General features: G+C 58.5%; 25 protein-coding genes and 1 pseudogene. 10 read left to right on the top strand and 16 right to left on the bottom strand.

The features are described 5' to 3' along the window. Positions 1–59: 59 nt before the first annotated feature. The 3 genes from folD (at position 60) to D3Z90_RS18355 (ending at position 2,832) form a co-directional block, all read left to right on the top strand. Positions 60–914: a bifunctional methylenetetrahydrofolate dehydrogenase/methenyltetrahydrofolate cyclohydrolase FolD gene (folD, locus tag D3Z90_RS18345; protein WP_136477360.1), complete on the top strand. Its 855-nt coding sequence runs from the start codon at positions 60–62 to the stop codon at positions 912–914. Between the two features lie 276 nt (positions 915–1,190). Continuing rightward, positions 1,191–2,237: an ornithine cyclodeaminase gene (locus tag D3Z90_RS18350; RefSeq protein WP_136477361.1), complete on the top strand. Its 1,047-nt coding sequence runs from the start codon at positions 1,191–1,193 to the stop codon at positions 2,235–2,237. A 100-nt stretch (positions 2,238–2,337) separates the two neighbouring features. Beyond that, positions 2,338–2,832: an Lrp/AsnC family transcriptional regulator gene (locus tag D3Z90_RS18355; RefSeq protein WP_136477362.1), complete on the top strand. Its 495-nt coding sequence runs from the start codon at positions 2,338–2,340 to the stop codon at positions 2,830–2,832. 14 nt (positions 2,833–2,846) lie between these two features. On the opposite strand, the gene D3Z90_RS18360 is transcribed toward D3Z90_RS18355, so the two are convergent. The 7 genes from D3Z90_RS18360 to D3Z90_RS18390 form a co-directional block, all read right to left on the bottom strand. Continuing rightward, positions 2,847–3,899, bottom strand: coding sequence for an AI-2E family transporter (locus D3Z90_RS18360; protein WP_136477363.1), 1,053 nt, complete (start codon positions 3,897–3,899; stop codon positions 2,847–2,849). An 11-nt stretch (positions 3,900–3,910) separates the two neighbouring features. Next, positions 3,911–4,708: a DUF4892 domain-containing protein gene (locus D3Z90_RS18365; protein WP_136477364.1), complete on the bottom strand. Its 798-nt coding sequence runs from the start codon at positions 4,706–4,708 to the stop codon at positions 3,911–3,913. A gap of 115 nt (positions 4,709–4,823) precedes the next feature. Further along, on the bottom strand, positions 4,824–5,678 hold the full coding sequence (locus D3Z90_RS18370) for an alpha/beta hydrolase (RefSeq protein ID WP_136477365.1): 855 nt from the start codon (positions 5,676–5,678) through the stop codon (positions 4,824–4,826). Further along, the gene (locus D3Z90_RS18375) at positions 5,675–6,469 is read right to left on the bottom strand and encodes an alpha/beta fold hydrolase (protein ID WP_136477366.1); all 795 of its coding nucleotides are present in this window, start codon (positions 6,467–6,469) and stop codon (positions 5,675–5,677) included. Before D3Z90_RS18375 ends, D3Z90_RS18370 begins: the two co-directional genes overlap by 4 nt. 163 nt (positions 6,470–6,632) lie before the next feature. Then, the gene (gene sixA, locus D3Z90_RS18380; RefSeq protein WP_136477367.1) at positions 6,633–7,085 is read right to left on the bottom strand and encodes a phosphohistidine phosphatase SixA; all 453 of its coding nucleotides are present in this window, start codon (positions 7,083–7,085) and stop codon (positions 6,633–6,635) included. Then, positions 7,082–7,429 (bottom strand): DUF4389 domain-containing protein, encoded by a 348-nt coding sequence (locus D3Z90_RS18385; protein ID WP_136477368.1) that lies wholly within the window; start codon positions 7,427–7,429, stop codon positions 7,082–7,084. Before D3Z90_RS18385 ends, sixA begins: the two co-directional genes overlap by 4 nt. A gap of 15 nt (positions 7,430–7,444) precedes the next feature. Next, positions 7,445–8,470: an NAD(P)H-dependent glycerol-3-phosphate dehydrogenase gene (locus D3Z90_RS18390; RefSeq protein WP_136477369.1), complete on the bottom strand. Its 1,026-nt coding sequence runs from the start codon at positions 8,468–8,470 to the stop codon at positions 7,445–7,447. Between the two features lie 171 nt (positions 8,471–8,641). Between D3Z90_RS18390 and D3Z90_RS18395 the strand changes: the two genes are divergently transcribed. The 5 genes from D3Z90_RS18395 to fabB all read left to right on the top strand — a co-directional run bounded on the left by D3Z90_RS18395 (position 8,642) and on the right by fabB (position 15,528). Beyond that, a complete protein-coding gene (locus tag D3Z90_RS18395) occupies positions 8,642–10,753 on the top strand; it encodes a TonB-dependent siderophore receptor (RefSeq protein WP_136477370.1) in 2,112 nt (703 codons plus the stop codon). Further along, positions 10,753–11,646 (top strand): ABC transporter substrate-binding protein, encoded by an 894-nt coding sequence (locus D3Z90_RS18400; RefSeq protein WP_136477371.1) that lies wholly within the window; start codon positions 10,753–10,755, stop codon positions 11,644–11,646. Before D3Z90_RS18395 ends, D3Z90_RS18400 begins: the two co-directional genes overlap by 1 nt. Further along, positions 11,643–13,568, top strand: a complete 1,926-nt coding sequence (locus D3Z90_RS18405) for an ATP-binding protein (protein ID WP_136477372.1) — start codon at positions 11,643–11,645, stop codon at positions 13,566–13,568. The genes D3Z90_RS18400 and D3Z90_RS18405 overlap by 4 nt, the downstream gene beginning before the upstream one ends. Before the next feature lie 212 nt (positions 13,569–13,780). Beyond that, entirely contained in the window at positions 13,781–14,296 is a 516-nt protein-coding gene (fabA, locus tag D3Z90_RS18410; RefSeq protein ID WP_136477373.1) for a 3-hydroxyacyl-[acyl-carrier-protein] dehydratase FabA, read from the top strand. Between the two features lie 11 nt (positions 14,297–14,307). Further along, complete coding sequence (gene fabB, locus D3Z90_RS18415) at positions 14,308–15,528, top strand: beta-ketoacyl-ACP synthase I (protein ID WP_136477374.1); 1,221 nt, start codon at positions 14,308–14,310, stop codon at positions 15,526–15,528. 67 nt (positions 15,529–15,595) lie between these two features. Here fabB and D3Z90_RS18420 read toward each other — a convergent pair. The 3 genes and pseudogenes from D3Z90_RS18420 to D3Z90_RS18430 all read right to left on the bottom strand — a co-directional run. Next, positions 15,596–15,928, bottom strand: a pseudogene (locus tag D3Z90_RS18420) (methyl-accepting chemotaxis protein); the annotation flags it as partial. 237 nt (positions 15,929–16,165) lie between these two features. After that, positions 16,166–16,630 carry a DUF3859 domain-containing protein gene (locus tag D3Z90_RS18425; RefSeq protein ID WP_136477375.1) on the bottom strand — a complete coding sequence of 155 codons (465 nt, stop codon included), beginning with the start codon at positions 16,628–16,630 and terminating at the stop codon, positions 16,166–16,168. An 82-nt stretch (positions 16,631–16,712) separates the two neighbouring features. Then, a complete protein-coding gene (locus tag D3Z90_RS18430) occupies positions 16,713–17,765 on the bottom strand; it encodes an amidohydrolase family protein (protein ID WP_136477376.1) in 1,053 nt (350 codons plus the stop codon). A gap of 115 nt (positions 17,766–17,880) precedes the next feature. On the opposite strand from D3Z90_RS18430, the gene D3Z90_RS18435 reads away from it, so the two are divergent. Further along, complete coding sequence (locus tag D3Z90_RS18435) at positions 17,881–18,741, top strand: pirin family protein (RefSeq protein WP_136477377.1); 861 nt, start codon at positions 17,881–17,883, stop codon at positions 18,739–18,741. A 118-nt stretch (positions 18,742–18,859) separates the two neighbouring features. On the opposite strand, the gene D3Z90_RS18440 is transcribed toward D3Z90_RS18435, so the two are convergent. From D3Z90_RS18440 to D3Z90_RS18455, 4 genes are all read right to left on the bottom strand, one after another. Continuing rightward, positions 18,860–19,585, bottom strand: a complete 726-nt coding sequence (locus tag D3Z90_RS18440; RefSeq protein ID WP_136477378.1) for a dienelactone hydrolase family protein — start codon at positions 19,583–19,585, stop codon at positions 18,860–18,862. 57 nt (positions 19,586–19,642) lie between these two features. After that, positions 19,643–21,547 carry a molecular chaperone HtpG gene (gene htpG, locus D3Z90_RS18445; protein ID WP_136477379.1) on the bottom strand — a complete coding sequence of 635 codons (1,905 nt, stop codon included), beginning with the start codon at positions 21,545–21,547 and terminating at the stop codon, positions 19,643–19,645. 105 nt (positions 21,548–21,652) lie between these two features. Then, positions 21,653–22,114 carry a PaaI family thioesterase gene (locus tag D3Z90_RS18450; protein WP_136477380.1) on the bottom strand — a complete coding sequence of 154 codons (462 nt, stop codon included), beginning with the start codon at positions 22,112–22,114 and terminating at the stop codon, positions 21,653–21,655. Beyond that, on the bottom strand, positions 22,111–22,587 hold the full coding sequence (locus D3Z90_RS18455) for a PaaI family thioesterase (RefSeq protein ID WP_136477381.1): 477 nt from the start codon (positions 22,585–22,587) through the stop codon (positions 22,111–22,113). Before D3Z90_RS18455 ends, D3Z90_RS18450 begins: the two co-directional genes overlap by 4 nt. A 156-nt stretch (positions 22,588–22,743) precedes the next feature. On the opposite strand from D3Z90_RS18455, the gene D3Z90_RS18460 reads away from it, so the two are divergent. Further along, positions 22,744–23,025, top strand: a complete 282-nt coding sequence (locus D3Z90_RS18460; protein ID WP_136477382.1) for a hypothetical protein — start codon at positions 22,744–22,746, stop codon at positions 23,023–23,025. Positions 23,026–23,098: 73 nt separating this feature from the next. Here the strand turns inward: D3Z90_RS18460 and D3Z90_RS18465 are convergent, their stop codons facing one another. Next, positions 23,099–23,842 carry a DUF599 domain-containing protein gene (locus D3Z90_RS18465; protein WP_136477383.1) on the bottom strand — a complete coding sequence of 248 codons (744 nt, stop codon included), beginning with the start codon at positions 23,840–23,842 and terminating at the stop codon, positions 23,099–23,101. 191 nt (positions 23,843–24,033) lie between these two features. After that, positions 24,034–25,347 (bottom strand): branched-chain amino acid transport system II carrier protein, encoded by a 1,314-nt coding sequence (gene brnQ, locus D3Z90_RS18470; RefSeq protein ID WP_136477384.1) that lies wholly within the window; start codon positions 25,345–25,347, stop codon positions 24,034–24,036. Positions 25,348–25,509 lie beyond the last annotated feature (162 nt).

Consider the following 25,509-nt stretch of genomic DNA (forward strand, 5'->3'; position numbering starts at 1 on the left):
CCCCCTTCATGCGAGAATGCGCGCTCTTTTTATTCCCTCTCGATGGTTAATCACGCGTCATGACTGCACACCTTATTGACGGCAAGGCGATCGCCGCCAGCCTGCGCCAGCAGATCGCCCAACGTGTTGTGGAGCGTCGCCAGCAAGGCCTGCGTACTCCAGGCCTGGCGGTGATCCTGGTCGGCACCGACCCCGCTTCACAAGTCTATGTATCGCATAAGCGTAAAGACTGCGAAGAGGTCGGTTTTATCTCCGAGGCATTCGACCTGCCGAGCGAGACCACCCAGCAGGCCCTGACCGACCTGATCGATCGCCTCAATGATGATGAGAGCATCGACGGTATCCTCCTGCAATTGCCACTGCCCGCACACCTGGATGCATCGCTGCTGCTCGAGCGCATTCGCCCGGACAAGGATGTCGATGGTTTCCATCCTTATAACGTTGGCCGCCTGGCCCAGCGCATCCCGCTGCTGCGCCCGTGCACGCCCAAAGGCATCATGGCCCTGCTGGAAAGCACCGGGCAGGACCTGTATGGCATGAACGCCGTGATTGTCGGCGCCTCGAACATTGTCGGTCGGCCAATGGCGATGGAGCTGCTGCTGGCTGGCTGCACCGTTACCGTCACCCACCGTTTCACCAAGGACCTGGCAGGCCATGTCGGCCGCGCCGACCTGGTAGTGGTTGCCGCTGGCAAGCCGGGCCTGGTCAAAGGTGAGTGGATCAAGGAAGGCGCCATTGTCATCGACGTCGGTATCAACCGTCAGGAAGATGGCAAGCTGGTCGGCGACGTAGTCTATGAGACCGCTCTGCCCCGCGCCGGCTGGATCACCCCGGTTCCAGGGGGTGTCGGGCCGATGACTCGGGCCTGCCTGCTGGAGAACACCTTGTATGCAGCACAAGAGCTGCACAAGTAAGGTCTGATCTGGCAATGCAAAACGGCACCTGCGAAGGTGCCGTTTTTTTGTGCCTGAATAATCGAGCTGCGGGTGATGCGTCAGTTTCCCTGGCTCTGATAAATCGCTCTGCAACGCTACTGCCACTGACAGCCGATTCCGCTGCCAAACAACATATTTCAGCATAACCGGCTGGACGCCCAGCGTGTTTCAGCCGAGATAGCTCCCTTGACACATCGACAATAGGCATACCAGCCCCAGCTGCGTGCCTCGGTGCAAATAACAAAGGAGCTCATCATGACCCGCTATATCGATATCACTGACCTCAGCCACTTGGTCGCCCGTAAGGGACTGGGTACCTGCATCAGCGAAATGGCCGAGTACATCCGTGAGGACTACCTGCGCTGGCACGATTTCGAGAAATGCCCTCGCCTGGCCAACCATTCGCCCGATGGCGTGATCGAACTGATGCCGGTATCCGACAACAGCCTGTACGCCTTCAAGTACGTCAATGGCCACCCCAAAAACACCCAGCGCGGCATGCTCACGGTCATGGCTTTTGGCGCCCTCGGCGATGTCGATACCGGCGCCCCGGTGCTGCTCAGCGAAATGACCCTGACCACAGCCATTCGCACCGCCGCTACCTCCGCCTTGGTCGCGCGCTACCTGGCCCGCCCGCAAAGCCGACGCATGGCACTTATTGGCAACGGCTCTCAAAGTGAATTCCAGGCACTTGCATTCCATACCTTGCTGGGCATCGAAGAAATTTGCCTGTATGACCTGGACCCCAAGGCCAGCGCCAAATTGGTCGCCAATCTCAGTGCCTTTGCGCAGCTACGGGTGTCCATCGCAGGGTCTGTGGCCGAAGCCGTGCGCGGTGCCGATATCGTCACCACGGTCACTGCTGACAAAGCCTATGCAACCATTCTGACGCCAGAGATGATCGAACCCGGGATGCACCTCAATGCCGTAGGTGGGGACTGCCCGGGCAAGACCGAACTGCACCGCGATATCGTCGAACGCGCACGCGTGATCGTTGAGTACGAACCACAAAGCCGCATCGAGGGCGAGATTCAGCAGATGCCTGCCGATTCGCCGACCACCGAATTCTGGCAAGTGGTCAATGGCCAGGCGGCGGGCCGCGAGTATGCCGAACAGGTAACGCTGTTCGACTCGGTAGGCTTTGCCCTGGAGGACTACTCGGCCCTGCGCTATGTACTGGATACCGCCAAAGCGCTGAACATCGGTCGGGATATCGCCCTGGTACCAGAGCTGGACGACCCAAAGAACCTGTTCGCCCTGCTGCACCAACCCCTGGCAAATGCCACAAAGAAAATTGCCTGAATCCGTTCAGGTTCGGCTGCTCGATACGATACAGACGCCGACCATGGAAGGTCGTACCATATTCATGCTCACCCATTGTTTGAAATGAAGCCGAACCTGTATGGATACCAAGGTTAACCCCCCCCACGCCGAGCCACCCCTGGATCGGATCGACGAAGCCATTATCGAGGTATTGCGCCACAACGGGCGTATCACCTACGAGAAACTATCCTCGCTGGTCCACCTTACCCCTCGCCCCTGCCTCGAACGCGTACGCAAGCTGGAACGGCGCGGCGTCATTCGCGGCTACAGCGCAATCATCGATGAGCAACGGATATCGCCCGGCTTGTCCCTGCTGGTGCTAGTGGCCCTATCGAACCAAAGCGGGCGCTCGGCTCAGAAGGCATTTGAAGCCTGTATGCGCGCCTGCCCTCAGGTGCTCGACTGCCAGTTGATCAGTGGCCACTTTGACTACAGCCTGCGCATGCGTTGCCGCGACATGGAGCATTACCGGGTACTCACCGAAACCTGGATGAACAACGACGAGTTGCACATCGACAAGCTGGTGGCCCACCCGGAATTGGCGGTGGTCAAGAACTCCGGGGCACAACCCTGATCCAGCGCCAGGCCTCATGTGCGTGGCGGTGCCACCGGTGCGCTGCGTGACCAGTCAAGCAACAGGCTGTAAGCGACCGCAAGCAGCGTCGGACCAATGAACAGGCCGATAAAGCCGAACGCCAGCAAACCGCCAAACACGCCCAGCAACACGATCACCAGCGGCAAGTTGCCACCGCGACTGATCAAGTACGGCTTGAGTACGTTGTCGACGCCACTGATGATGAACGTGCCCCAAATTCCGAGGAACACTGCCATGCCGTACTCACCCTGCCAGGCCAGCCAGGCCGTAGCCGGTATCCACGCCAGTGGCGGCCCCATGGGGATCAGGCTGAGCATGAAGGTAACGATGCCCAGCACCAGCGCTCCCGGCACACCAGCGATCAAAAAGCCTATGACCGCCAGGACCGCCTGAGCTGCCGCCGTACCAATCACTCCATTGACCACTCGCTGGACAGTGCCGGCAACCAAGTCAAGGTAGTACTCGGCACGTTCGCCAATGAGCCGATCAAGCAAACGCAGCACGAACGCCGACAATCGCGGGCCATCACGATAGAAAAAGAACACGAACACCAAGCTCAAGGTCAACTCAAGCATGCCGCTGCCGATCTGTGCGCTGCGGGCCAGTAACCAGTTTCCGACCTGCCCCAGATAGGGCTTGATCGAAGCCAGCAAAGCGGCGCCCTGTTGATCGAGGGTATCCCACATACGAACCAGGCGTTCCCCCACCAGCGGCACACCGCCCAGCCAGTCAGGTGCATCGGGAAAGCCTTCAACCTGCACATCGCGCACAAAGTTGGTTGCATCACGTATGTGATCGGCCAGGTTGAACCCCAACCAGACCAGAGGCAAAGCCACCAGCAGTATCCACAAGGTGGTCAGCAGGCCGGCCGCCAAGGTTTCACGACCGCCCAACAACCGAGTCAGCAAACGCATCAACGGCCAGCTGGCAAACGCCAGTATGGCACCCCACAGCAACGCCGACATGAACGGCGCCATCACCCACAGGCCAGCGCCAAGCAGACCCAGCAGGATAATCTGCACCAGCAGGCGGTCATTATTGAGCATGCTGTTCTCGCTTAACGAATCAGTTCGACATGGAAGCCGTCGGTCTTGGCGTCACCCACTTCCAACCTGGCCAGACGTACGCCAGCCTTGCCCAATTGCTCGCGCCAGGCTTCAGCCTCGGTGCCGCTCAGGCTAACGCGCAAGGTGCTGTCAAGGTTCAAACTGCGTCCAAGCAAGTTCACCCACGCCGGTAACGGCTCACCAACAAGATCAGGGTAGTCGAGCTTGCCGGTGTCTCGCAGTTCGCGCAGAACGGTAGCCGGTGTTGGCAACAGCTCGCCGAGCGGCGCCTGAGCAACGAACTCCTCCACGTGCAGGTACGCGCGTTTGTTGCCACGAGTAACGCTATACAACGCGATCAGCGTATTGTTTTGTTCGGCGGAGCGGCGCAGCAAAATGAACGCCTGCTGCTCATCCGAGCCTGACAGCAGCCTGCTCTTGAATACTTCGTTGGCCCAAAGGCTGTTTTCACCACAGTCACGAGCCTGGCACCAGAACAACGGGTAGCCGCCATCTTTCTGCAGGGCCTCGCGTGCCGCAGTGAAAGCTTCGGTGGCGCTGCGCTCTCGGGGCAGCTCGTAGGTGACAGAGCTGACCTGGCCGCGGCTTTCGATCTTGCTTTCCACGCGTAGCTGATTGCTGATCTTACGCAGGCTGCCCATTGGATAGACGCGCTCTTGCTCGGTAGCAGGACGCTGGTCAATCACTTTGGCGTCGACGGGTACCGGCATCCCCTCAGCCAAAAGAGGCGCACTGGAGAGTATGCCCGCGCCGACAATCATTGCGCGGATGCAGAACTTGAAACTCATAGGCACGCCACGCTGCATAGGACTCCTGGGTAGTCACTGGATGTGACATTGTCTCGCTCGTTCATGGTTGTCTCCCTGTTCAACCCGTCAAGCGTCGACAGTTGCCAGCCGCAAGTCAAGAAATGCCAAAGAAGCGATTGAAACAGTCTGCAACAAGGGTTGCACCATTTTCGTCATTCAGGTGCAAGTGATGGCCACCTGGCAAGAGCTCACGAGCAAAGGGTAGCTGCTCGAGCAAGTCTTCATGCCGCGCCAGCATACCGTCAGCAGCCACCACCAGCGTAGTCGGACAGACAATACGCCGCACGAAGCTCAACGCCTGGGCTTCACTCAAGCGGGTCGGCGATGGCAAGGTCAGGCGACTGTCGCTGCGCCAGGTATAACCACCCGGCACCGGCATCAATCCGCGCTGGGCGAGCAACTGCGCCGCTTCGCGACTAACCGCCACCAGGCCTTTCATTCGCGCCTGGATTGCTTGATCGAGCGTCGGGTGCACCGCTTTACGCTTTGTGTCCAGACGCAACTGCGCCTGTAATGCCATGCCCATACGCTCCGCGGCATCCTGCGGACCGCTGGTGGGTGGAATCACGCCGTCAATCAATGCCAATCGGGTAATTCGCTCCGGCAGCGAACCGGCCAGAACAACCGAAACAATCGCCCCCAGCGAGTGGCCAAGCAGGGCAAAACGCTCCCACCCCATCTGCTCGGCAACCCGCAGGACGTCATGGGCGTAATCCCACAAGGCATAACTGGCGCCGGGCGGCCGGTGGTCGGAATGGCCGTGACCGGCCAGGTCCAGGGCCAGAATCCGAAGCCCTGACAACTTCGGCGCCAAGCGGGCGAAACTGTTGGCGTTGTCCAACCAGCCATGCAAGGCGATCACTGGAACACCGTCAGCCGGACCAGACAGGTGTGCAGCCAGTTCGATGTGGCCCAGGTTCAGACGGATATCTTCGATGTGCGAACTCATACCACCCCTTGTTGCCAACGATCGAACAGCCCTTTGATCAGGCTTGCGGTGTCCGTGGGCCGTTCCAGCGGGAACATATGGCCACCGGGCAAACTGTGGTACTCACCTCGAGGCAGGCCGCGCACAGCGAAAGCATGATGGCGCTTGACGATCTGGCTACTGCTGCCGCGCACCATCGCCAGTGGCAACTTCAAGTGCTTGGCCGGTGCTGGTCGGGTATGGGGAATATTGCGGTAGATACTGATCTCGGTGGCCGGATCGAAGCGCAGCCGCAAACCTTCCTCGGACGCCAGCAAGCCGTGTTCCAGATACGCATCCAGACATTCCGGATCGAAATGGCGAAACAAGGACTTGGTAGAGAAGTACGCCCGGGCACTTTCTTTGTCGGTAAACGCCTCACGGCGACCCAGGGTGCGCCCGGCGGGTGTGATGCGATCAATGAAGCCCATGCGCTTGGCCGCCTGCAACACCCATTGATCGACCCTGGTCAAGACTGGCGAGTCGAGCATGACCACACCTCGGTAGTAGTGTGGGCAGCGCAGTGCCGCATGCAAGTGCAGCACACCGCCCAGGGAGTGCCCTACGCCCCAGACCGGTTGTGGCTGTTGCTCCAGGTGATGGAGCAATTCATCGACCAGATTCTGCCAGTTCGCGTCGACCGGAAAGCGCGGATCGTGAGCGTGTTGTGGTAGATGGAACACCTGGTAGTCAGGCGCAAGCGCATCGAAGAGCTTGCCGTAGGTCGCCGAAGGAAAACCGTTGGCATGGGCGAAAAATATCTGCTGCGACATAACCGCCTGTCCGTTGTGTAGTGATGCTCCATTGTCGGTAAGCAGTTGGCAACGGGCAATGTTCGGAAAAGCCATCGCCAAGGGCAATCAGGTCAATAACCACCGAAATTGGCCTGATACGCCCCGCAACCCTCAGCAACCCGCTGAACAGCGGGCCCAGGGCTCACGCATGAGTAAGGCTGCGCAAGGTCATCAATCCGGCCAGCGGCCACTCGCCTTCAAGCGCTGCCAGACTCGCTGTAGACATCGGCGGCCCTTGCCGATGTCCCTGTTCGAGCATCCCTACCAGGCAACTCACCAGCGGTTGGTGGCTCACCAGCAGAACCTGCTGCAGGTCCAGCTTTTCCAGCTCGCTGATCACCTCCTGCGGGTCGCTGTCCGGTGTCAGCCAAGGCACCGTCTGCACCGGTTTGATAAAACCAAGCGCTTCGTGAACCAGTGCGGCCGTCTGCTGGGCGCGAACATACGGGCTGGCGAGGATCACCTGCAGTTCCTGACCCAGCAATGTGGCAGCGCTGCGCAGTACCTGCTCTCGGCCGTGGGCCGTCAAACGACGCTGTGCATCGCTGTTGGCCCGCGGCTCAGCCTCGCCATGGCGCAACACCCAAAGCTTCACAGCTTGGGCTCTTCGTCGCGCACCGGATGCGCTGCTGGCGGTACGCTGTGCGCCGCCTCACCTTCGGCGGCACGCGGCGTTGGCCAATCGGCGAATGGCCACGGCTTCTGGTCACTGTGAAAGCTGCCGAAACGACCGATCTGGGCCAAAAACTGGCTGAGGCTGTCGCCGAAGTTCATCAGGCTGGCACTGGGCGCACCGTAGATCAGGCGGTAGATCAACTGCACCAGTACCAAGCCGCCAAGCAGCAGCTCGGCCAACTGCCAGACCACCAGGAACACCAGCATCCACAATACCCGCAGGATAATCGACTCGCGCTGGGCCTGGTTCGGGGATTCGTTCATGTCTTGCTCCTGTACTCAGTTGAAACCGCTGGTGGAGATGAAGTCGACATCGGTTTTAGGCTCGCCGCGCATCAGCAACTCAACTACCTGATTCAGCGTGCGACCCTCGAAAAGAATGGCGTGCAAGCCCGCTACCAACGGCATGTAGACCTGGACTTCCTGTGCCTTGACCTTGAGCACCTTGAGCGTATTGACCCCTTCGGCTACCTCGCCCAGACGGTTGACCGCCTCTTCCAGGCTCAGACCTTGGCCCAACGCATGCCCGACCTGATAGTTGCGGCTCTTGGGCGATGAGCAGGTAACGATTAGATCGCCCACACCGGCAAGCCCAAGGAAGGTCATGGGGTTGGCACCCTGACTGACGGCAAAGCGGGTCATCTCTGCCAGGGCACGAGTGATCAGCATGCTTTTGGTGTTCTCCCCCATTCCCAGGGCCACCGCCATACCGGCAATAATTGCATAAACGTTTTTTAGCGCCCCACCAAGCTCGACACCAAAGCGGTCGTTGCTGGCATAGACGCGAAAGGTACGACCGTGCAGCACTGCCTGCACGCGCTGGCAAAGCACTTCATCTTCACTGGCCACCACCGTCGCGGTCAGGGCGTGCTCAGCCACTTCGCGGGCCAGGTTTGGCCCGGACAACACGCCAATGCGCGCCTGGGGAGCGATTTCTTCAAGGATCTGACTCATCAACTTGAAGCTTTGTGCTTCGATGCCCTTGGTCAGGCTCACCAGCATCTTGCCACGCAACAGCTGGGCATGAGGCGCCAGCACACTACGCAGTGCGCTGGATGGCAGAGCGACAAAGATCAGCTCGCAATCTTCAAGGGTTGCCAGCAGGTCGTTGACCGGTTCGACACCTGGGTGAATCTTCACTCCCTTGAGGTAGCGCGGGTTCTCGCGGTTATTACGCATTGCCTCGGCCTGCTCCGGATCGCGCATCCATTGCCGTACGCCAACGCCGTTTTCCGCCAACAGATTCGCCACGGCGGTACCGAAACTCCCGCCTCCCAGAACTGCAACCGGCTGCTGTTCAGTCATATCCAATCCGTTAAAACCAATTAAAGTGGCGACTCGCGCATTATACGGAGCCCCGGTGTCAGAGCCAGCGCCAGATCACTCAGATGACCTCGGCATTGCAGCGCCGACGACTGAAAAATGCTCGCCACTCGGTTAAACTGCCCGATTTGAAATCGATACCAAGGCCGTACCGTGTCATTTGGCTCTTCAGCCTCGCCCCCGCTTTTACTATTGACTGCTATTGTCGCCGCCCCCGCTGCCGCTGACGATCTGTTCGTCGACGACCAGTCTCTGCCCCAGGTGCTCACCGCTACCCGACTCAAACAGTCACCGGCGGCAGTCCCTGGCAGTATGACCGTGCTCGACAACGCTTTGATCCGCGCCAGCGGCGCCCGTGACATACCGGAACTACTACGGCTGGTTCCGGGGATGATGATCGGCTACGGTGCTGGCAACCAACCTACAGTCAACTACCACGGCAGCAACGTCAACGAAGCACGACGCATGCAGGTGCTCATCGATGGTCGTTCAGTCTATCGCCCCGGCCTTGCCACCGTAGACTGGAGCGATATTCCATTGGCCATGGAGGATATCGAGCGCGTCGAAGTGTTCCGCGGCCCGAACACCGTCAGCTATGGCGCCAATGCGTTGATGGCAGTGGTCAACATTCTCACCCGCAAGCCCGCGGATAGCCGCGGCACTCGCGTGAAAATCACCCGCGGCCAGCGTGGCATCAGCGACTGGTACGCGAGTCAAGGCAGCGGCTGGGATGGCGGAGACTTGCGCCTGTCGCTGTCGGGCATGGAGGATGATGGCTTCGATGAAAGCCGAAACGGCCAGGACTACCGTGACAGCCGCAGGCTCACCCGCCTGAGTTTGAGCGTCAGTCACACCTTGGCAAATAATCAGAGCCTGGATTGGCAATTTGCGGCCAAAGAAGGGACCAATCAACGCCCCTACACTTACAGGCCCGTGTTCCATGGCGTCACTGCCAATGGCGACAATTCCGATGCCAACGTCAAGGACTACGCCGGCTCAGTGCGCTGGAACATCGACCTCAACCCCGACCACAGCCTCTATCTGCAAGGTACTGCACAACATTGGGATCGCCAGCAGCAGTGGCGCGCCTGTGACGCCGCGATGTCATTCAGCCCTGCGCTGACACGCTTGTGGCAGCTCAATCCCAACTACGCCGAACAAGTCGCGCGCAATATTCTCGCGCCACTGCCCGCCGGAGGTGCTCAAGAGCAAGCACTGGGCAAGCAGGTGCAAGAACAGTGGGCCAATGGCGGCTCCGAACAAGTCTGTGGCGATATCGACCAGAGTACACGGGAAACCCGCTACGACCTGGAGCTGCAGGACACCCTGAGCCTTTCCGACAGCCTGCGTCTGGTGAGTGGTGCCAACTACCGCTACGACCGCGCCGATTCGCAGACGTTTTTCAATGGCAGCCTCAATGACAGCACCTGGCGCCTGTTCGGTCACTTGGAGTGGCGCGCCGACGAGCACTGGATTATCCAGGGCGGCGCGATGTACGAGGATGCCAATCTCTCCGGCAGCTCCCTCACCCCACGTCTGGCAGTCAACTACCTGATCACTCCACGGCACGGGTTGCGTGCGGTGTACTCTGAAGCGGTACGTTCGCCGGACATGTTCGAGAACAACGTCAACTGGAGTTACCGCGTCAACAACCTGACCCCTGGGGCGTTCGGCCAGAGCAGTGCCCAATACTTCGTCAGGACCCGCGGCCCGGGTGACCTCGAACAGGAACGAATGCGCTCGCGAGAATTGGGTTACAACGGCTACTTTGCCGATGCCGACCTGAGCGTGGATTTCAAACTGTTCTATGACGAAATAACCGGCATGATCAGTGAGCCACTGCGTAACAACCAATACATCGCCAGCAACAGCAATCGAGCTCGCTTCAGCGGCAGCGAGACCCAGCTTGACTGGCGCCTGAGCAGTGCCGATCGCCTGCGCCTGACCTACGCCTATGTCGACGCCTGGGCCAGCGATCCCGCTGATCGTCGCCTGAGTGCGCACAATAGCGGCTCGGCAGGCTGGTTGCGTGATTGGGGGCAAGGGTGGTCCAGTGCGCTTTTCTACTACGGAGACGATGAGCTCAACCAGTACCGATTCGAACGCATCGACGTGCGCGTGGCCAAGCGACTCGTCTGGGATCGCGCCCAACTGGAGTTGGCGGGCGTCGTGCAACAGCGCCTGGACGATCAACCCACCACCTACGCAGACAACCTGTTTGACAGTCGCCATGTGCTGTACTTCAGCGCGGAGCTCGAATTCTAATGCGCAGGTTGCGTCTCTGGCTGCTGGCGGCCTTCCTGTGGCCATTGGGTGGGCTGCATGCCAGTGAAATCCTGCTCACCGGCAACCAGAACAGCCCTGGTGTCGAGCTGTTCGTCCAGGCCTTGAGCGAGCGCCGCCCTGGCGACAACGTTCACTTCGTACCGGTTACCAAACTTCCCCGCCCTTCGCGCCTCGACCCTGCCACTCGGCTGATCCTGCTCGACAGCACCAGCCTGGAGTGGCGTTTGAGTGAAACCGCTGGGCCTCCCGCCCTGGCACTGCGCGTGAGCCGAGTGCAGGCAGAGCGGCGCCTTGGACAGTTGCGCCCCGCCTACCTGAGCCTGCTATGGAGCGATCCGCCGCTGGACCGACAACTGCGCCTGACCCGCTATTTGCTGCCTGAAGCGCAACGCATCGGCGTACTCTATGCCGAGCACAGCCAGTTTCTTCTCGAAGAACTGCGCCGCGCAGCAAAGCCCATGGGTCTGAAGATCATTGCTCAAGCCTGGCCAGACCTGCGCGACAGTCGTCCATTGCAGACACTCCTGCAGAACAGTGATGTGCTGCTGGGCATCGACGACCCCCAGTTGTACAACTCCAAGACAGCTAAGAATGTGCTGTTAAGCAGTTACGGACGACAAATGGCATTAATTGGCCCCAATGCAGGTTTTGTCCGTGCTGGCGCGCTGGCCAGCACCCTGAGCAACCAACAGGATTGGTTGGCAGTGCTCGACCGACTGCTCGATCAACCCCCGGGTAAATGGCCTCGCACGCTCTACCCTGATCACTTCAGTGTCGCTGGCAACCAGCAAGTTGCCCGCGCCCTGGGCATCGATACCATCGACCCCGAAAGCGCCGCCCTGGTACTGGCCGAAGGAGAACGCAGACCATGAGGCTCCGTCTGAGCTGGGACATTCACACCCGCACCCAGATCATCAGCCTGGGACCGGCGCTGTTGCTGACGCTGCTGCTGATCAGCTTCTTTACCTTCGTGCGAATCCAGGACCTGCGCCAGGAACTCAATCACACCGGTCAATTGATCGCCAACCAGCTGGCACCGGCGTCGGAATACGGGGTGATCGCGGGCAACGACGAAGTGCTCGAGAGCCTGATGCGCGCCACCTTGAGTATTCCCCACGTGCGCTTTCTTGAAGTTCAGGACAGCAGCAACCATATCCTGGTGTACGTCGAGCAACCCGACGAGCACGACAACCGCGCGCAACAAGTCGAGGTTTTCCAGGCCCCAATCCGCCTGCAGCAAATCCGCCTGGACAACGATTTCCTGCACAGTGGCGGGCAGCCCTCGCGCAATGTAGGCGATGACTATCTGGGCAGGGTTATTGTCGGCATGTCCAACGACGCCTTCAGCGAGCGTCAGAAAGAAATCATTATCAAGGCAGCCATCCTTGCCCTGTTCGCCCTGCTCTTCACCTTTTTACTCGCTCGCCGCCTGGCCTTGAGTCTGGCCAAACCCATTGCCGATATGGGACACGCGGTAAAAGCCATTCAGCAAGGCGAATTCAATGCCCCCTTGCCGGTGGTCGACGACAGTGAACTGGGGCACCTGGCCCGCCACATCAACAACCTGGCCCGCGCCTTGGCCCAGGCCAGTCATGAGCAGCAGCAGGCCATGTCGCAACTGATCCAGGCGCGCGAAGAGGCCGAACAGGCAAACCGGGCCAAATCGGACTTCCTGGCCATGATGAGCCATGAGCTGCGCACCCCAATGAATGGTGTGCTTGGCATGTTGCAACTGCTTGAAACCACCACCTTGAACGAGGAGCAGGCCGAATACACGGCCGTAGCCAGTGAATCGACCGGCCATCTGCTCAAGGTGATCAACGATATTCTGGATTTCTCGCGGATCGAGCGTACCAGCCTGGAGCTGGAACACATCGACTTCAATCTTGGCGAACTGATTGGCAGTTGCGTGCAATCCTTCCAGCATCTGGCTGCCCAGCGAGGCCTGGACTTGCAGTTGCAGATGCCTCCGGGAATGGCCCAATTGCAAGTTGTCGGCGACCCTACGCGGATACGCCAGGTACTGCTCAACCTGGTGGGCAATGCGCTGAAGTTCACCGAGCGCGGCAGTGTGCGCATCGAGTCCCGTTGGCAGGTGCTTGATCGCCAACTGATCTGGTTCAACTGCGCTGTCCATGACACCGGCATCGGCATAGACAACCAACGCCTGGAAACCATGTTCCTTGCATTCCAGCAAGCCGACAGCTCGATCTCCCGACGCTACGGCGGCACAGGCCTGGGACTATCGATTGCGCGCACCCTCGCCGAGCGCATGGGCGGCACGTTGCGCGGCGAAAGCCGTGAAGGCCAGGGTTCGACCTTTACCCTGGAAATGCCCCTGGCGTTATCGGTGCAACAAACGCCGCGCCTGCTCAGCCCCAACAGCGAACGCGAAAAGGAAGGTCAGGGCCAGCGCATTCTGTTGGTCGAGGACAACCCGGTCAATCAGACGGTGATCGAGGCCATGCTTCGCAGCCTGGGCTTCGAGGTGTGCATTGCCGTGGATGGCGCCCAGGCCGTGTCCCAGGTCGCACGCCAGCATTTTGCCGCAACCCTGATGGACTGCAGGCTACCCATAATCGACGGCTATGAAGCCACGCGGCGTATTCGCCAGCTCCCCCAGGGCGCCGCCATGCCAATCATCGCCTTGACGGCCAATGCCCTGCAGGGCGATCGCGAACGCTGCCTGAGCGCTGGAATGAACGATTATTTGGCCAAGCCGTTCAAACGCACTGACTTACAGCAAATTCTGCAGCGTTGGCTACCCAGTCAGTCAGCTGCGACTGGCGATTAATGTGAAATTGCGGCAGTCTTATGAACTGGACAGGCTGCTGAAAAAGCCTGAAAATAAAATTTCAGTGCACACGTGTACTTCTTTGCCCCGTGCGCTGTGACTTTCACTACAACGCAATAGTCTATGTGTAGGCTGCCGCCCCAATGTACAAACGATTGGGGTCGGTCGGGAAGATTTGCCCCCCGCCGCATGGGGATTATTGAGGAGCTCGCATGACCAAACAAAACGCCTTTACCCGGGAAGATCTGCTGCGCTGCAGTCGCGGTGAGCTGTTCGGCCCAGGTAACGCGCAACTGCCCGCCCCGAACATGCTGATGGTCGATCGCATTGCCCATATCAGCGAAGAGGGTGGCAAGTACGGCAAAGGTGAATTGGTCGCCGAGCTGGATATCACTCCGGACCTGTGGTTCTTTGCCTGCCACTTCGAAGGTGATCCAGTAATGCCAGGCTGCCTGGGCCTTGACGCCATGTGGCAACTGGTTGGCTTCTTCCTTGGCTGGCAAGGCCTGCCAGGCCGCGGTCGCGCCCTGGGTTCGGGCGAGGTCAAGTTCTTTGGCCAGGTGCTGCCAAGCGCCAAGAAAGTCACGTACAACATTCATATCAAGCGCGTCCTGAAGGGCAAGCTGAACATGGCCATCGCTGATGGTTCGGTCAGTGTCGACGGTCGCGAGATCTACACCGCCGAAGGCCTTCGGGTCGGCGTATTCACCTCCACTGACAACTTCTAAGGGTTATCCGCATGCGCCGCGTCGTTATCACTGGTCTGGGCATCGTTTCGTGCCTGGGCAATGACAAAGAGACCGTCTCCGCCAACCTGCGTGCAAGCCGCCCTGGCATCCGATTCAACCCGGAATATGCCGAAATGGGTCTGCGTAGCCAGGTTTCCGGCTCCATTGACCTCAACCTCGAAGAACTGATTGACCGCAAAGTCTTCCGTTTCGTTGGTCACGCTGCTGCCTACGCCTACCTGGCAATGGCCGATGCGATCAAGGATTCGGGCCTGACGGAAGAACAGGTGTCCAACCCGCGTACCGGCCTGATCGCAGGCAGCGGCGGCGCGTCGACCCTGAACCAAATGGAAGCGTTGGACATCCTGCGCGAAAAAGGCGTCAAGCGTGTCGGCCCGTACCGCGTCACCCGGACCATGAGCAGCACTGTCTCGGCGTGCCTGGCTACGCCGTTCAAGATCAAGGGTCTGAACTACTCCATCGCTTCGGCTTGCGCCACCAGTGCACACTGCATCGGCACCGCAATGGAACAGATTCAAATGGGCAAACAGGACATCGTCTTCGCCGGTGGCGGTGAAGAAGAGCACTGGAGCCAGTCGTTCCTGTTCGACGCCATGGGCGCCTTGTCCAGCAAGCGCAATGACACCCCGGAAAAAGCCTCCCGTGCCTACGATAACGACCGTGACGGTTTCGTCATTGCTGGCGGTGGCGGCATGGTGGTGGTCGAGGAACTGGAGCACGCTCTGGCCCGCGGCGCAAAAATCTACGCTGAAATCGTTGGCTATGGCGCTACCTCCGACGGTTACGACATGGTCGCACCAAGCGGCGAAGGCGCCATCCGCTGCATGCAGATGGCCATGTCGACTGTCGACACCCCGATCGACTACCTGAACACCCACGGCACCTCGACGCCAGTGGGTGACGTTGCCGAGATCAAAGGTGTTCGCGAAGTGTTCGGCGACAAGGCACCTGCCATCAGTTCGACCAAGAGCCTCTCCGGTCACTCCCTGGGCGCCGCAGGCGTGCATGAAGCGATCTACTGCATGCTGATGATGGAAGGTAACTTCATCGCCGGCTCGGCCAACATCGACGAGCTGGATCCAGCGGTAGCCGATATGCCGATCCTGACCAAAACCCAGGAAAACGCCAAGATCGATACCGTGATGAGCAACAGCTTCGGCTTCGGCGGCACCAACGCCACTCTGGTGCTAAAGCGCTGGGAAGGTAAATAAGGGCTAGTCCCCTTATGCTGAAAACGCCCCGACTCGTCGGGGCGTTTTTGTTTTCAGTCCCCCCTGCTTACACCGAAAACCGCCCTACCAGGCCATTCAGGTCAATCGCCAGCTGTGACATCGCCTGGCTCGCTGCATTGGTCTGATTGGCTCCCGCTGAGGTCTGTAGTGCCAGATCACGAATATTGGTCAGGTTACGGTCCACCTCCCGCGCCACCTGCGCCTGCTGCTCGGAAGCACTGGCGATCACCAGATTACGTTCGTTGATCAGGCTGATGGCTGCTGCAATTTCCTCCAACGCCGCACCTGCTGCATGTGCCCCTTCCAGTGTGCTTTGTGCACGGTCATTACTCGGCTGCATCCCTTCGACCGCACGATCAGTGCCCTGCTGGATACCGCCTTGATCTGCTCAATGTGCGCCTTGTTCGTCTGCAAAGGCTGCGGATCGCGGTTGATCAGCAATCGCAGATTCAACGAACGAATGCGCAGCATGTCCTGAGTCATCTGGCCTACCGCAATGACGCTAGGCAACCAATTGCTGTCTACCTGCTGCTACTGCTGGCGCATGCTGTTCATTTGCAATAAGCGAAAATGCCTAGCGCTACCACCAGCAATCACGAGGCGCCAACCTCGGCCCTCAGCGCACAGTAAATCGCTGCTCGGCTAGCAGGCGATCACCCTGGAACACCATGAAATGCCATTCCCCTGGCACCACTTCGTGAGGCTCGGTGAATTCATAGGCCATCACATCCTGGGCAGCCCCGGGCACCAGCTTCTGCACCACCTCGAATTTGTCATGGCGCTTGCCGTCGGGGGTCAGTACTCCAGGAGTGAGGTAAAGCAGGGTCAACGGCGCATCCTCAGCCGCCTTGCCCTCCAAGCGATAACGCATACCGAACTTGCTACCCAGCCGCGCCGGAATCTCAGAAGTGTGCTGGATCGTCTGGTTGTTCTGGGTAAGTACGCGCTCGCCAGGCTGAAAGTTTTGATGCTGCGTTTGGAACAACCCATACTCGATCGGCCCTTGCACTCGCACCTCGGCACTGGCCAGGCCACTCACCAGCAGAAGCCCGCACACCGCACTGAAACGACTGAAAAACATGATGCACTCCATCAGGATTGATGGCGGCAGGCTATGACGTCGGCATGACAGACTGATGACAACTGGAAAACTGTCAGATACCTCACTGCTGTTTCTTCGGCAGTACAGCAAGGAAGTTTTCGCGCGCAACCTTATGTGCCACGTCTGCTGGCAAGGCATCGAGAAATGGATCAAACCCCTGTAGTTGCTCCCCTACAGAGTCGAACCGCCCGACCACATCGGAGCCAAGCATAAAGCGCTCAGGGAAGCGTTTGACCAGTTCCAGCCACGCCTCCCTGGGCTTGCCCTGTTCATCCAGCAGATAAGGCTGGAGGACGCTCCAGGACAAGTCGATATACAGATTGGGATAACTCTCGAGCATGCGCGACAGCGTGGGCAGCAAGAAATCCAACTGCGTCTGGTGACGGTGAATCTCCATGCTGGTACCGGCATGGGCCCAGATAAAGCGGGTGTGCGGGTGATTGCGCAACGGTTCTTCAATCTCAGCCAGGTACAGCGGATTGCGCTCGCGCTTGGAGGTGATGTTGGAGTGGATCAGCACCGGCAGATCCTGTTCGGCCGCCAGATGGTAAATGCGAGTCATGGCCTCGTTATTGGCCCGCGGGGTGTCGCCGCTGGTTAGTGCCGTCAAGTCGTCATGACGGGTGAAAACCTCGCCAATACCCTGCCACAGCCCGGGATACAGTTCGAGCATACGCTCGATATGCGCCACGGCATTCTTGTCTACCGGGTTGAAGCCGGTCAGAAACGGGTGAAAGCGCTGACGCTGCTGCGCAGCGAGCTTTTCCAGCGCGGCGGCCACGTAGATATCCGTGGCACTGTACCAGTAGGCATCGGCGTCGTCGCCAGCGTAGTAGCGCGGGCGCTTGGGTTCGTCTTCATGCCATTTCTTCGCTACCGCAACACCCGAGATCATGGATTGGTCAATACGCCCCTTGTCCATCGCTTTGAGCAACGCATCCATGCCCTCGCTTTCCTGGAAAAAGTCCACGTAATGCAGGTGTGCATCACTGTAGCGGTACTCACGCGCCTGCACAGTCTGCAGACCCAAGCCCAGCAACAGGATGCCAACCAGGGTACTGGCATGCCGATTTCTGGTAAGCGGGGTTCTGGTAAGCAGGGTTCTGGCAAACATTGCACGTTCCTTGTTGACGTCTAAGACAAGGTAGACCGGCCAAGCTACCGCGCAGTTCAAGCACTGCCTGTAACAGGTTATGCTCAAGTCCATCACCCCTGGACTGGAGCCCACTGTGAGTAATCTTTTGGTCATTCGCCCGCGCGCCGAATCCGTCGAAGGACAACCGATCTTGCGCCCCCTGCCTTCAGCCCAGTGCCGAAGCATCGGGCCGTTCGTTTTTTTCGACCACATGCTCGAAACCGACTACGCCGCAGGCAAAGGTGTGAATATCCGCCAGCACCCCCATATCGGCCTGTCCACCCTCACCTACCTGTTCGAAGGGGAACTGCTGCACAAGGACAGTCTCGGCTCCGATCAGCGGGTCAAAGCCGGAGACGTCAGTTGGATGACCGCTGGCAGCGCTATTGCCCATGTCGAGCGTACCCCGGCGGACCTGTTGGAAAGCGGCTCACGCCTGCATGGCCTGCAAGTCTGGCTAGCTTCCCCAAAAGACAAGGAACAAGGAGCCGGGCAATACAGCCATCATCCTGCTGCGAGCTTGCCGACGAGCGACAGTCTGGGCGTCAACATTCGTTTGATCGCAGGTAATGGATTCTGCCTGCAATCACCGGTGCCAGTGCTTTCGCCAACGCTCTATGCGTTGATTCAGATGCAGGCTGCAACCACCCTGAGCGTGCCGACCGAGCATATTGAGCGCGGCCTCTATGTATTGGATGGCGAAGTGCTGCTGAACGATCAAGCCGTAGAACCGCATAGCTTAGTGATACTGCCAGAGGGTGAAGAAATGAGCCTGTATGCCGAGAGCGAGAGCCAATTGGTGCTGTTTGGCGGCGACCCACTGGATGGACCACGACGAATGAACTGGAATTTTGTTGCCAGTGATCCCGCGCTTATAGATCAGGCTCGAGCCCGCTGGGCCGCTGGGGACTGGCCAAGGGTGCCGGGGGAAAGTGAACGAATCGAACTGCCTTGAGCCTGGGCGGCACTGGCAACGGACAATGTATAAACCGTGGGAATGGATTCCTCACGAAGGGCTGCACAGCAGCCCCGTCGCGGGCGACTAACTCCCACGGGATGGAACCGACGAACCCCTAGGCCTTGAACACTTCATCCAACAAGTTGTACATAGCCCGGAAAGCCCGCTTGGAGATGCGCGCGTCGTACTTCATCTTGCCAGGGATATTGGCCGCCGTGTCGGTGAACGAATGCACCGCACCACCATAGCTGACCAGTTGCCAGTCAACCTTGGCCGCATCCATCTCGGCAGCGAACGCCGGTAGCTGCTCTGTAGGCACAAACGGATCAGCTGCGCCATGCAGCACCAGCATCGACGCCTTCACTTTGCCTTCCTGGGCCGGCAACGGCGTATCCAGCGTACCGTGAAACGACACCGCCACCTGCAGGCGCTCATCGGCACGCGCCAGTTCCAAGGCGCAGCAACCGCCAAAACAGAAACCAAAGGTAGCAAGCTTACCCGGCTCAAGCACCGCCCTGGATTGCCCCAACAACTGATCCAGTGCCGCTTTGAGGCGCTTGCGCAGCTCAACCCGGTCATCTTTCAACGGCGTCATCGCCGCGCCCGCTTCATCCATGTTCGACGGCCGCAGGGTCTGCCCATAAATGTCGGCGAGCAACACCACATAGCCTTGGGCAGCGACATCCCTGGCGATGCGCTCGGCACCTTCGCCAACCCCCATCCAGTTCGGCGCCATCAGCAAACCAGGCTGTTCCTTGGCCCCCTGGGTATAAAACAAGCGACTCTCATAGGCTTTGCCGGCAACATGATAGACCAGCGATTCGACGGTAACCTTGCTCATGCAGTCCTCCTTGCACCATGAAAAAAGCCCGCCGAAGCGGGCTTTCCCTGACTCTACTTAAGCCGACAATTCGACCAGCAGCTTGTTCAGGCGACGAACGTACGCCGCCGGATCCTTCAAGCTGTCACCCGCTGCCAGGGCAGCCTGATCGAAGAGGATGTGCGAGAAGTCGGCGAAACGATCTTCGCTCTGCTCGTTGTCCAGTTTCTCGATCAGCGGGTGGCCCGGGTTGAATTCAAAGATCGGCTTGGAGTCCGGCACCTTCTGTCCGCTGGCTTCCAGGATCTGGCGCATCTGCAAGCCCAAGTCCTGCTCACCGATGGCCAGGATCGCTGGCGAGTCGGTCAGGCGGTGAGATACACGCACTTCACTGACGCTCTCGCCCAAGGCAGCTTTCAGGCGCTCGACCAACCCTTCTTTTTCCTTGGCAACTTCTTCTTGGGCTTTCTTGTCCTCTTCAGAGTCCAACTTACCCAGATCCAGATCGCCACGGGCGACATCGACGAAGCTCTTGCCGTCGAACTCGTTCAAGTAGCTCATCAGCCACTCGTCGATACGATCAGTGAGCAGCAGCACCTCGATGCCTTTTTTGCGGAAGACTTCCAGGTGTGGGCTGTTCTTGACCTGCGCGTAGGATTCACCGGTAAGGAAGTAGATCTTGTCCTGACCTTCCTTGGCGCGAGCCAGGTAGTCTGCCAGAGACACGCTTTGCTCGCCGCTTTCATCGCTGGTGGAAGCGAAGCGCAGCAGGCCGGCGATCTTCTCCTTGTTGGCGAAATCTTCAGCCGGACCTTCCTTCATGACTTGGCCGAAGTTTTTCCAGAAGCCCTTGTACTGTTCAGGCTCGTTCTTGGCCAGCTTCTCGAGCATGTCCAGCACGCGCTTGGTCAGTGCCGATTTCATCGAATCGATGATCGGATCTTTTTGCAGGATTTCCCGCGAAACGTTAAGCGAGAGATCGTTGGAGTCGACCACACCTTTGATAAAGCGCAGGTACAGCGGCAGGAACGACTCGGCCTGGTCCATGACGAACACGCGCTGAACGTACAGCTTCAGACCGCGCGGCGCCTCGCGCTGATACAGGTCGAACGGCGCACGTGCCGGCACGTAGAGCAGCGAGTTGTATTCAAGCTTGCCTTCGACCTTGTTGTGGCTCCAGGCCAGCGGGTTCTCGAAATCGTGACCGATATGCTTGTAGAACTCCTGGTATTCCTCGTCCTTGATCTCGGTGCGCGGACGGGTCCACAGAGCGCTGGCACGGTTGACGGTTTCCCATTCCTCGGCCGGCTTCTCCTCGCCTTCTGCGGCTTCGACTTGCTTTGGCAACTCGATTGGCAGCGCGATATGGTCGGAATACTTCTTGATGATGTTGCGCAGACGCCAGCCATCAGCGAATTCTTCTTCACCTTTTTTCAGATGCAGAACAATACGGGTACCACGGTCGGCTTTATCTACGGTGGCCACTTCAAAGTCGCCCTCGCCCTTGGAGGACCAATGCACACCTTCGGCAGCCGGAGCGCCGGCACGACGGCTGAACACATCGACCTTGTCGGCGACGATAAATGCCGAATAGAAGCCCACACCGAACTGACCGATCAGGTGCGAATCTTTTTTCTGGTCGCCGGTGAGGTTCTTCATGAAGTCGGCAGTGCCGGACTTGGCGATCGTACCCAGGTGGGTGATCACGTCTTCACGGCTCATGCCAATGCCGTTGTCTTCGAGGGTAACGGTATTGGCATCCTTGTCGAAGCTGACACGAATTTTCAGCTCGGCGCCGCCTTCGAGCAGCTCAGGCTTGGCCAGTGCTTCGAAACGCAGTTTGTCGACCGCGTCGGAGGCGTTGGAAATCAGTTCGCGAAGGAAGATTTCCTTGTTCGAATACAGGGAATGGATCATGAGGTGCAGCAGCTGCTTGACCTCGGTCTGGAAGCCCAGGGTTTCTTTTTGAGTTTCCACACTCATGGTATTCAACACTCCAATCTGATGGCAGTAGTCGTTCGGCAGGCGGACACATCGGCCCAAGCCTGCTTTCACGGCGGGATGTCATGCAGATGGGGGCACGAGAAACTATTTCAAGGGCATGCCGACTTCTTCGATCTTGAAATGCGCACGCGCCGTGGCAATCGGTTCAGCTTCGCTGCCTTGCCATGCGGTTATCGCCACGTTGGTCACCCGTCGCCCTTGGCGCCACAACTGGCAGCGAGCATAAGTGTCGCGAAAGTGCCCCGCACGCAGATAGTCGATGGAAAAATCGATGATTTTCGGAATCGTAGCGCTTTCACTGAAAATCAACAGATACAAGGCTGCCGACAATTCCATGAAGCCGGCAATAACCCCCCCATGAATAGCGGGCAGCAAGGGATTGCCAATGTTTTCCCGGCTGGCCGGCAGGCAAAACAACAGATCGTCGCCCTCGCGACTGCACTGAATGCCTATCAACCCTGCATAGGGAATCAACTGCAACAGTGGCTGATAGTTACCTTCAGCATGCGCCTTGCGTAACTGCAAATGCACCTCTGGGGGAATCATTGCCCGCGCTCCTTCAACGAACTGCCAAAACTCAACCCGCCCTTCACATTTTTGCCCAAACGCATAAAGGTACCCACCACCTGCGCAATGGGTTGCTCGGGATCGTCCTGATACGCCATGCCGCGAGTGAAAATCACATCGCGGGTAACCCGATAGCAATGCGCATAACCGTAGACATCAAGGCCAGGCTTGGCTGAATGCATATAGTCGATGCGCAGATCGAGGGTCGGGCAGACTTCGAACGCTGGCAGTACACATAGCGTGGCCATGCCGCAGGTGGTATCCATCAATGTCGTCAGGGCACCACCATGAATAGCCCCGGTCTGTGGATTGCCGATAATTTTTGGCGAATAAGGCAGCACCAGCGTCATACCCTGGTTGTCCACGTGATGCACACGCATCTGTAAAACCTGGCAATGAGGTAAAGCACAGAGAAAGCGCTCTGCCATGGCCATCAATGGAGTGTCACTCATATCACTAAAGCCTTTGTGGTTATTGAGACAATGCACACGCCCCAAAAAAAGTCTATGTAGATCCGGGAGTTATATATCTGTAATGTATGTGGAACTTCTATCCGTTACTTGAGCTCAAAGGAACAAGTAACTTATTTCCACAAGGAGAAACACCCCATGCGTAAACCTTTTGCTTTTGCCGTAATGCTGGCCGCCGCCCTGGGTCTCGCTGCTTGCGATAAAGCCAGCGAAGACAAGGCTCAGGATGCTGCGCAACACACCGAGAACGCCCAGCAGAAGATGGACGAAGCTCAGGATAAAGTGAACGAGGCTGCAAAAGAAAACGCTGAAGCCGCCAAAGACAGTGCTGAAGCGCAACAGAAAGCCGCTGAAGAAGCCGCTCCTGCTGCACCGGTCACCCCCGCGCCAGAAACCGCTCCAGCCGAGCCTGCCAAGTAAGCAAGCGCCCTGGAATGAAAAAACCCGACAGTTGTCGGGTTTTTTTATATTCGTGACTCAACGCTGTAACGTTTCAGTTAAGCCCAGCGTCTTTTGCTGTTTCCACCCCTGGCACCTCAGTCGGGGTATATACCATCACCTCCAGCACATCGGAGTGAAACTCGCGCCGGTACAGCACAAGGACAACACCCGCACTCATCAGCATGAACAACCATGGACTGATAAACCAACTGAGCATGGCCATGCCAAAGTAATAAGAGCGCAGACCAAAGTTGAACTGGTTGGCAGCCATTGAAATGACCCGCGCTGCACGCTGGGCAAATGCCTTGCGCTCCAGTTCGTTGACATGACGCTCACCCACCATTGGCGCCGACCCCACCAAAATGGCCGCAAAGTTATACTGACGCATGCACCAACTGAAGGTGAAAAAGGCATAAACAAACACCGTGGCCAAGCACAGCAGCTTTACTTCCGACATGCCTTGAGTCGCCTGCTGAACCAGCGGCAAGTCAGCCAGTAACGACACGGCGCGATCAGAAGCGCCGAGCACAGTAAGAATGCCCGCAAGAATAATCAGCGTACTGGAAGCAAAAAACGAAGCGTTGCGCTCAAGGTTAGCCACAACACTTGCATCGGCAATACGGTTGTCCCGCATCAACATCCGGCGCATCCAGTCTTCGCGGTACAGGTGCAACACGCTGGCCAGGCAGGCTGTGTCGCGCCCCTTCCAGGTCGCATAGCGGGTATAGCCGCCCCAGCACACAACAAACCAACAGGCTGCCAGCAGATGAATCAGATTATTTTGAATGAAACTCATGCGAGGTCCCGGTAAATAAGTTCGAACACAGTAATACGCATTGACCGGCTTTCGACGCTTAGCCGAAGAAAAAGACACGTCCGATTCCGCACAACGAAAAAGCCCCGCATCCCTTTCAGGATGCGGGGCTTGTAAATATGCCCAGGCTGGCGCGCTTTGGCTTGTGGCCGGCGCCAGATGAGGGCCTATTCTCAGGCCAGCGCTTCGCGCGGCTTGCCCAGCAAGCGGTCGCAGCCGATGGCGATTGCCAAGGTTGCTACCGACGGAACCAACCAGGCCAGACCTTGCTCGCTGAGCGGCAAGTGGGCCAGGAAGTTTGGCAGATTCACACCCAGGCTGGTGCCCTTGATGGCGTCAACCATACCGAAGATCAGCGATACCAGCATAACCGGCGCCAGGATACGCACCTGCGAGTTCCACAGTTCTTTGCAGAAGCTCAAGCCCACCACCACGATGCACGGCGGATAGATTGCCGTCAGCACCGGGATCGAGAACATGATCAGCTTGGTCAGGCCCAGGTTCGAGATAAGCAGCGAGAAGCCGCACAGGATCACTACCAGAACCCGATAGGACAACGGCAACACCTGGCTGAAATACTCGGCACACGCGCATGTCAGGCCAACTGCAGTCACCAGGCAAGCCAGCGCGATCAACACCGCAAGGAAGCCGCTGCCCAGTGAGCCAAAGGTATACTGCACATAAGCATGCAGTACAGCGGCGCCATTGGATGCCCCGGCAGCAATCTCATGGCTACTGGCGCCCAGACGAAACAAGCTGATGTAGACCAGCGCCAGACCGACACCTGCGATCAGGCCGGCAATGATGGCATAACGAGTGATCAGCCTTGGCGATTCGACGCCCCGGGAGCGGATGGCATTGACGATGACGATACCGAATACCAGCGCACCAAGGGTATCCATGGTCAGGTAACCATTGATAAAGCCCTGGGAAAATGCCGACGCCTCATAGGCTGGCAACGCTTCCCCCGTGGTACCGGCCGGCAGCATGAACGCGGCTATGCCCAACGCCGCCAGGGCGATAATCTTCAGTGGCGCAAGAAAACGACCCACGGTATCGAGCAGTTTGCCGGGGTACATCGACACGGCCAGAACCACCAGGAAGTACACCAGGCTGTAGATAAACAACGCGGTCGGACTTTCGCCGGTCAGCGGTGCCACACCTACTTCGAAGGAAACCGTCGCGGTTCGCGGCGTGGCGAACAGGGGACCGACAGACAGGTAGCAGACCGCTGCAAGCAACCCGCCAGCGACCTTGCCGATTGGACTACTGAGCGCGTCCATACCGCCGCCCACCTTGGCCAGGGCGATCACGGTGATAACCGGCAGACCTACCGCGGTGATCAGAAAGCCCAGCGCCGCCGTCCACACGTGTGGACCGGACTGCAGACCGACGATCGGCGGAAAGATAATATTGCCCGCACCAACGAACAACGCGAACGTCATAAAACCAAGCGCCAGGACATCCTGGCCTTTCAAGACTTTCATTAAGGAAATACCACACTTCTGAAATCGGGATTTAGAGAGGGATTTCCCCTTGGGTGAGGGAAATATGTAGCCCGTCCGGATGAGACAGGCCCTTTAAAGCATGCCAGCACCCTTTTGGGGGACCGACACGAAAGTGCAGACAGTGTAACCAAGTTGCACCCA

Source organism: Pseudomonas sp. DG56-2 (assembly GCF_004803755.1).
Classification (GTDB): domain Bacteria; phylum Pseudomonadota; class Gammaproteobacteria; order Pseudomonadales; family Pseudomonadaceae; genus Aquipseudomonas; species Aquipseudomonas auratipiscis.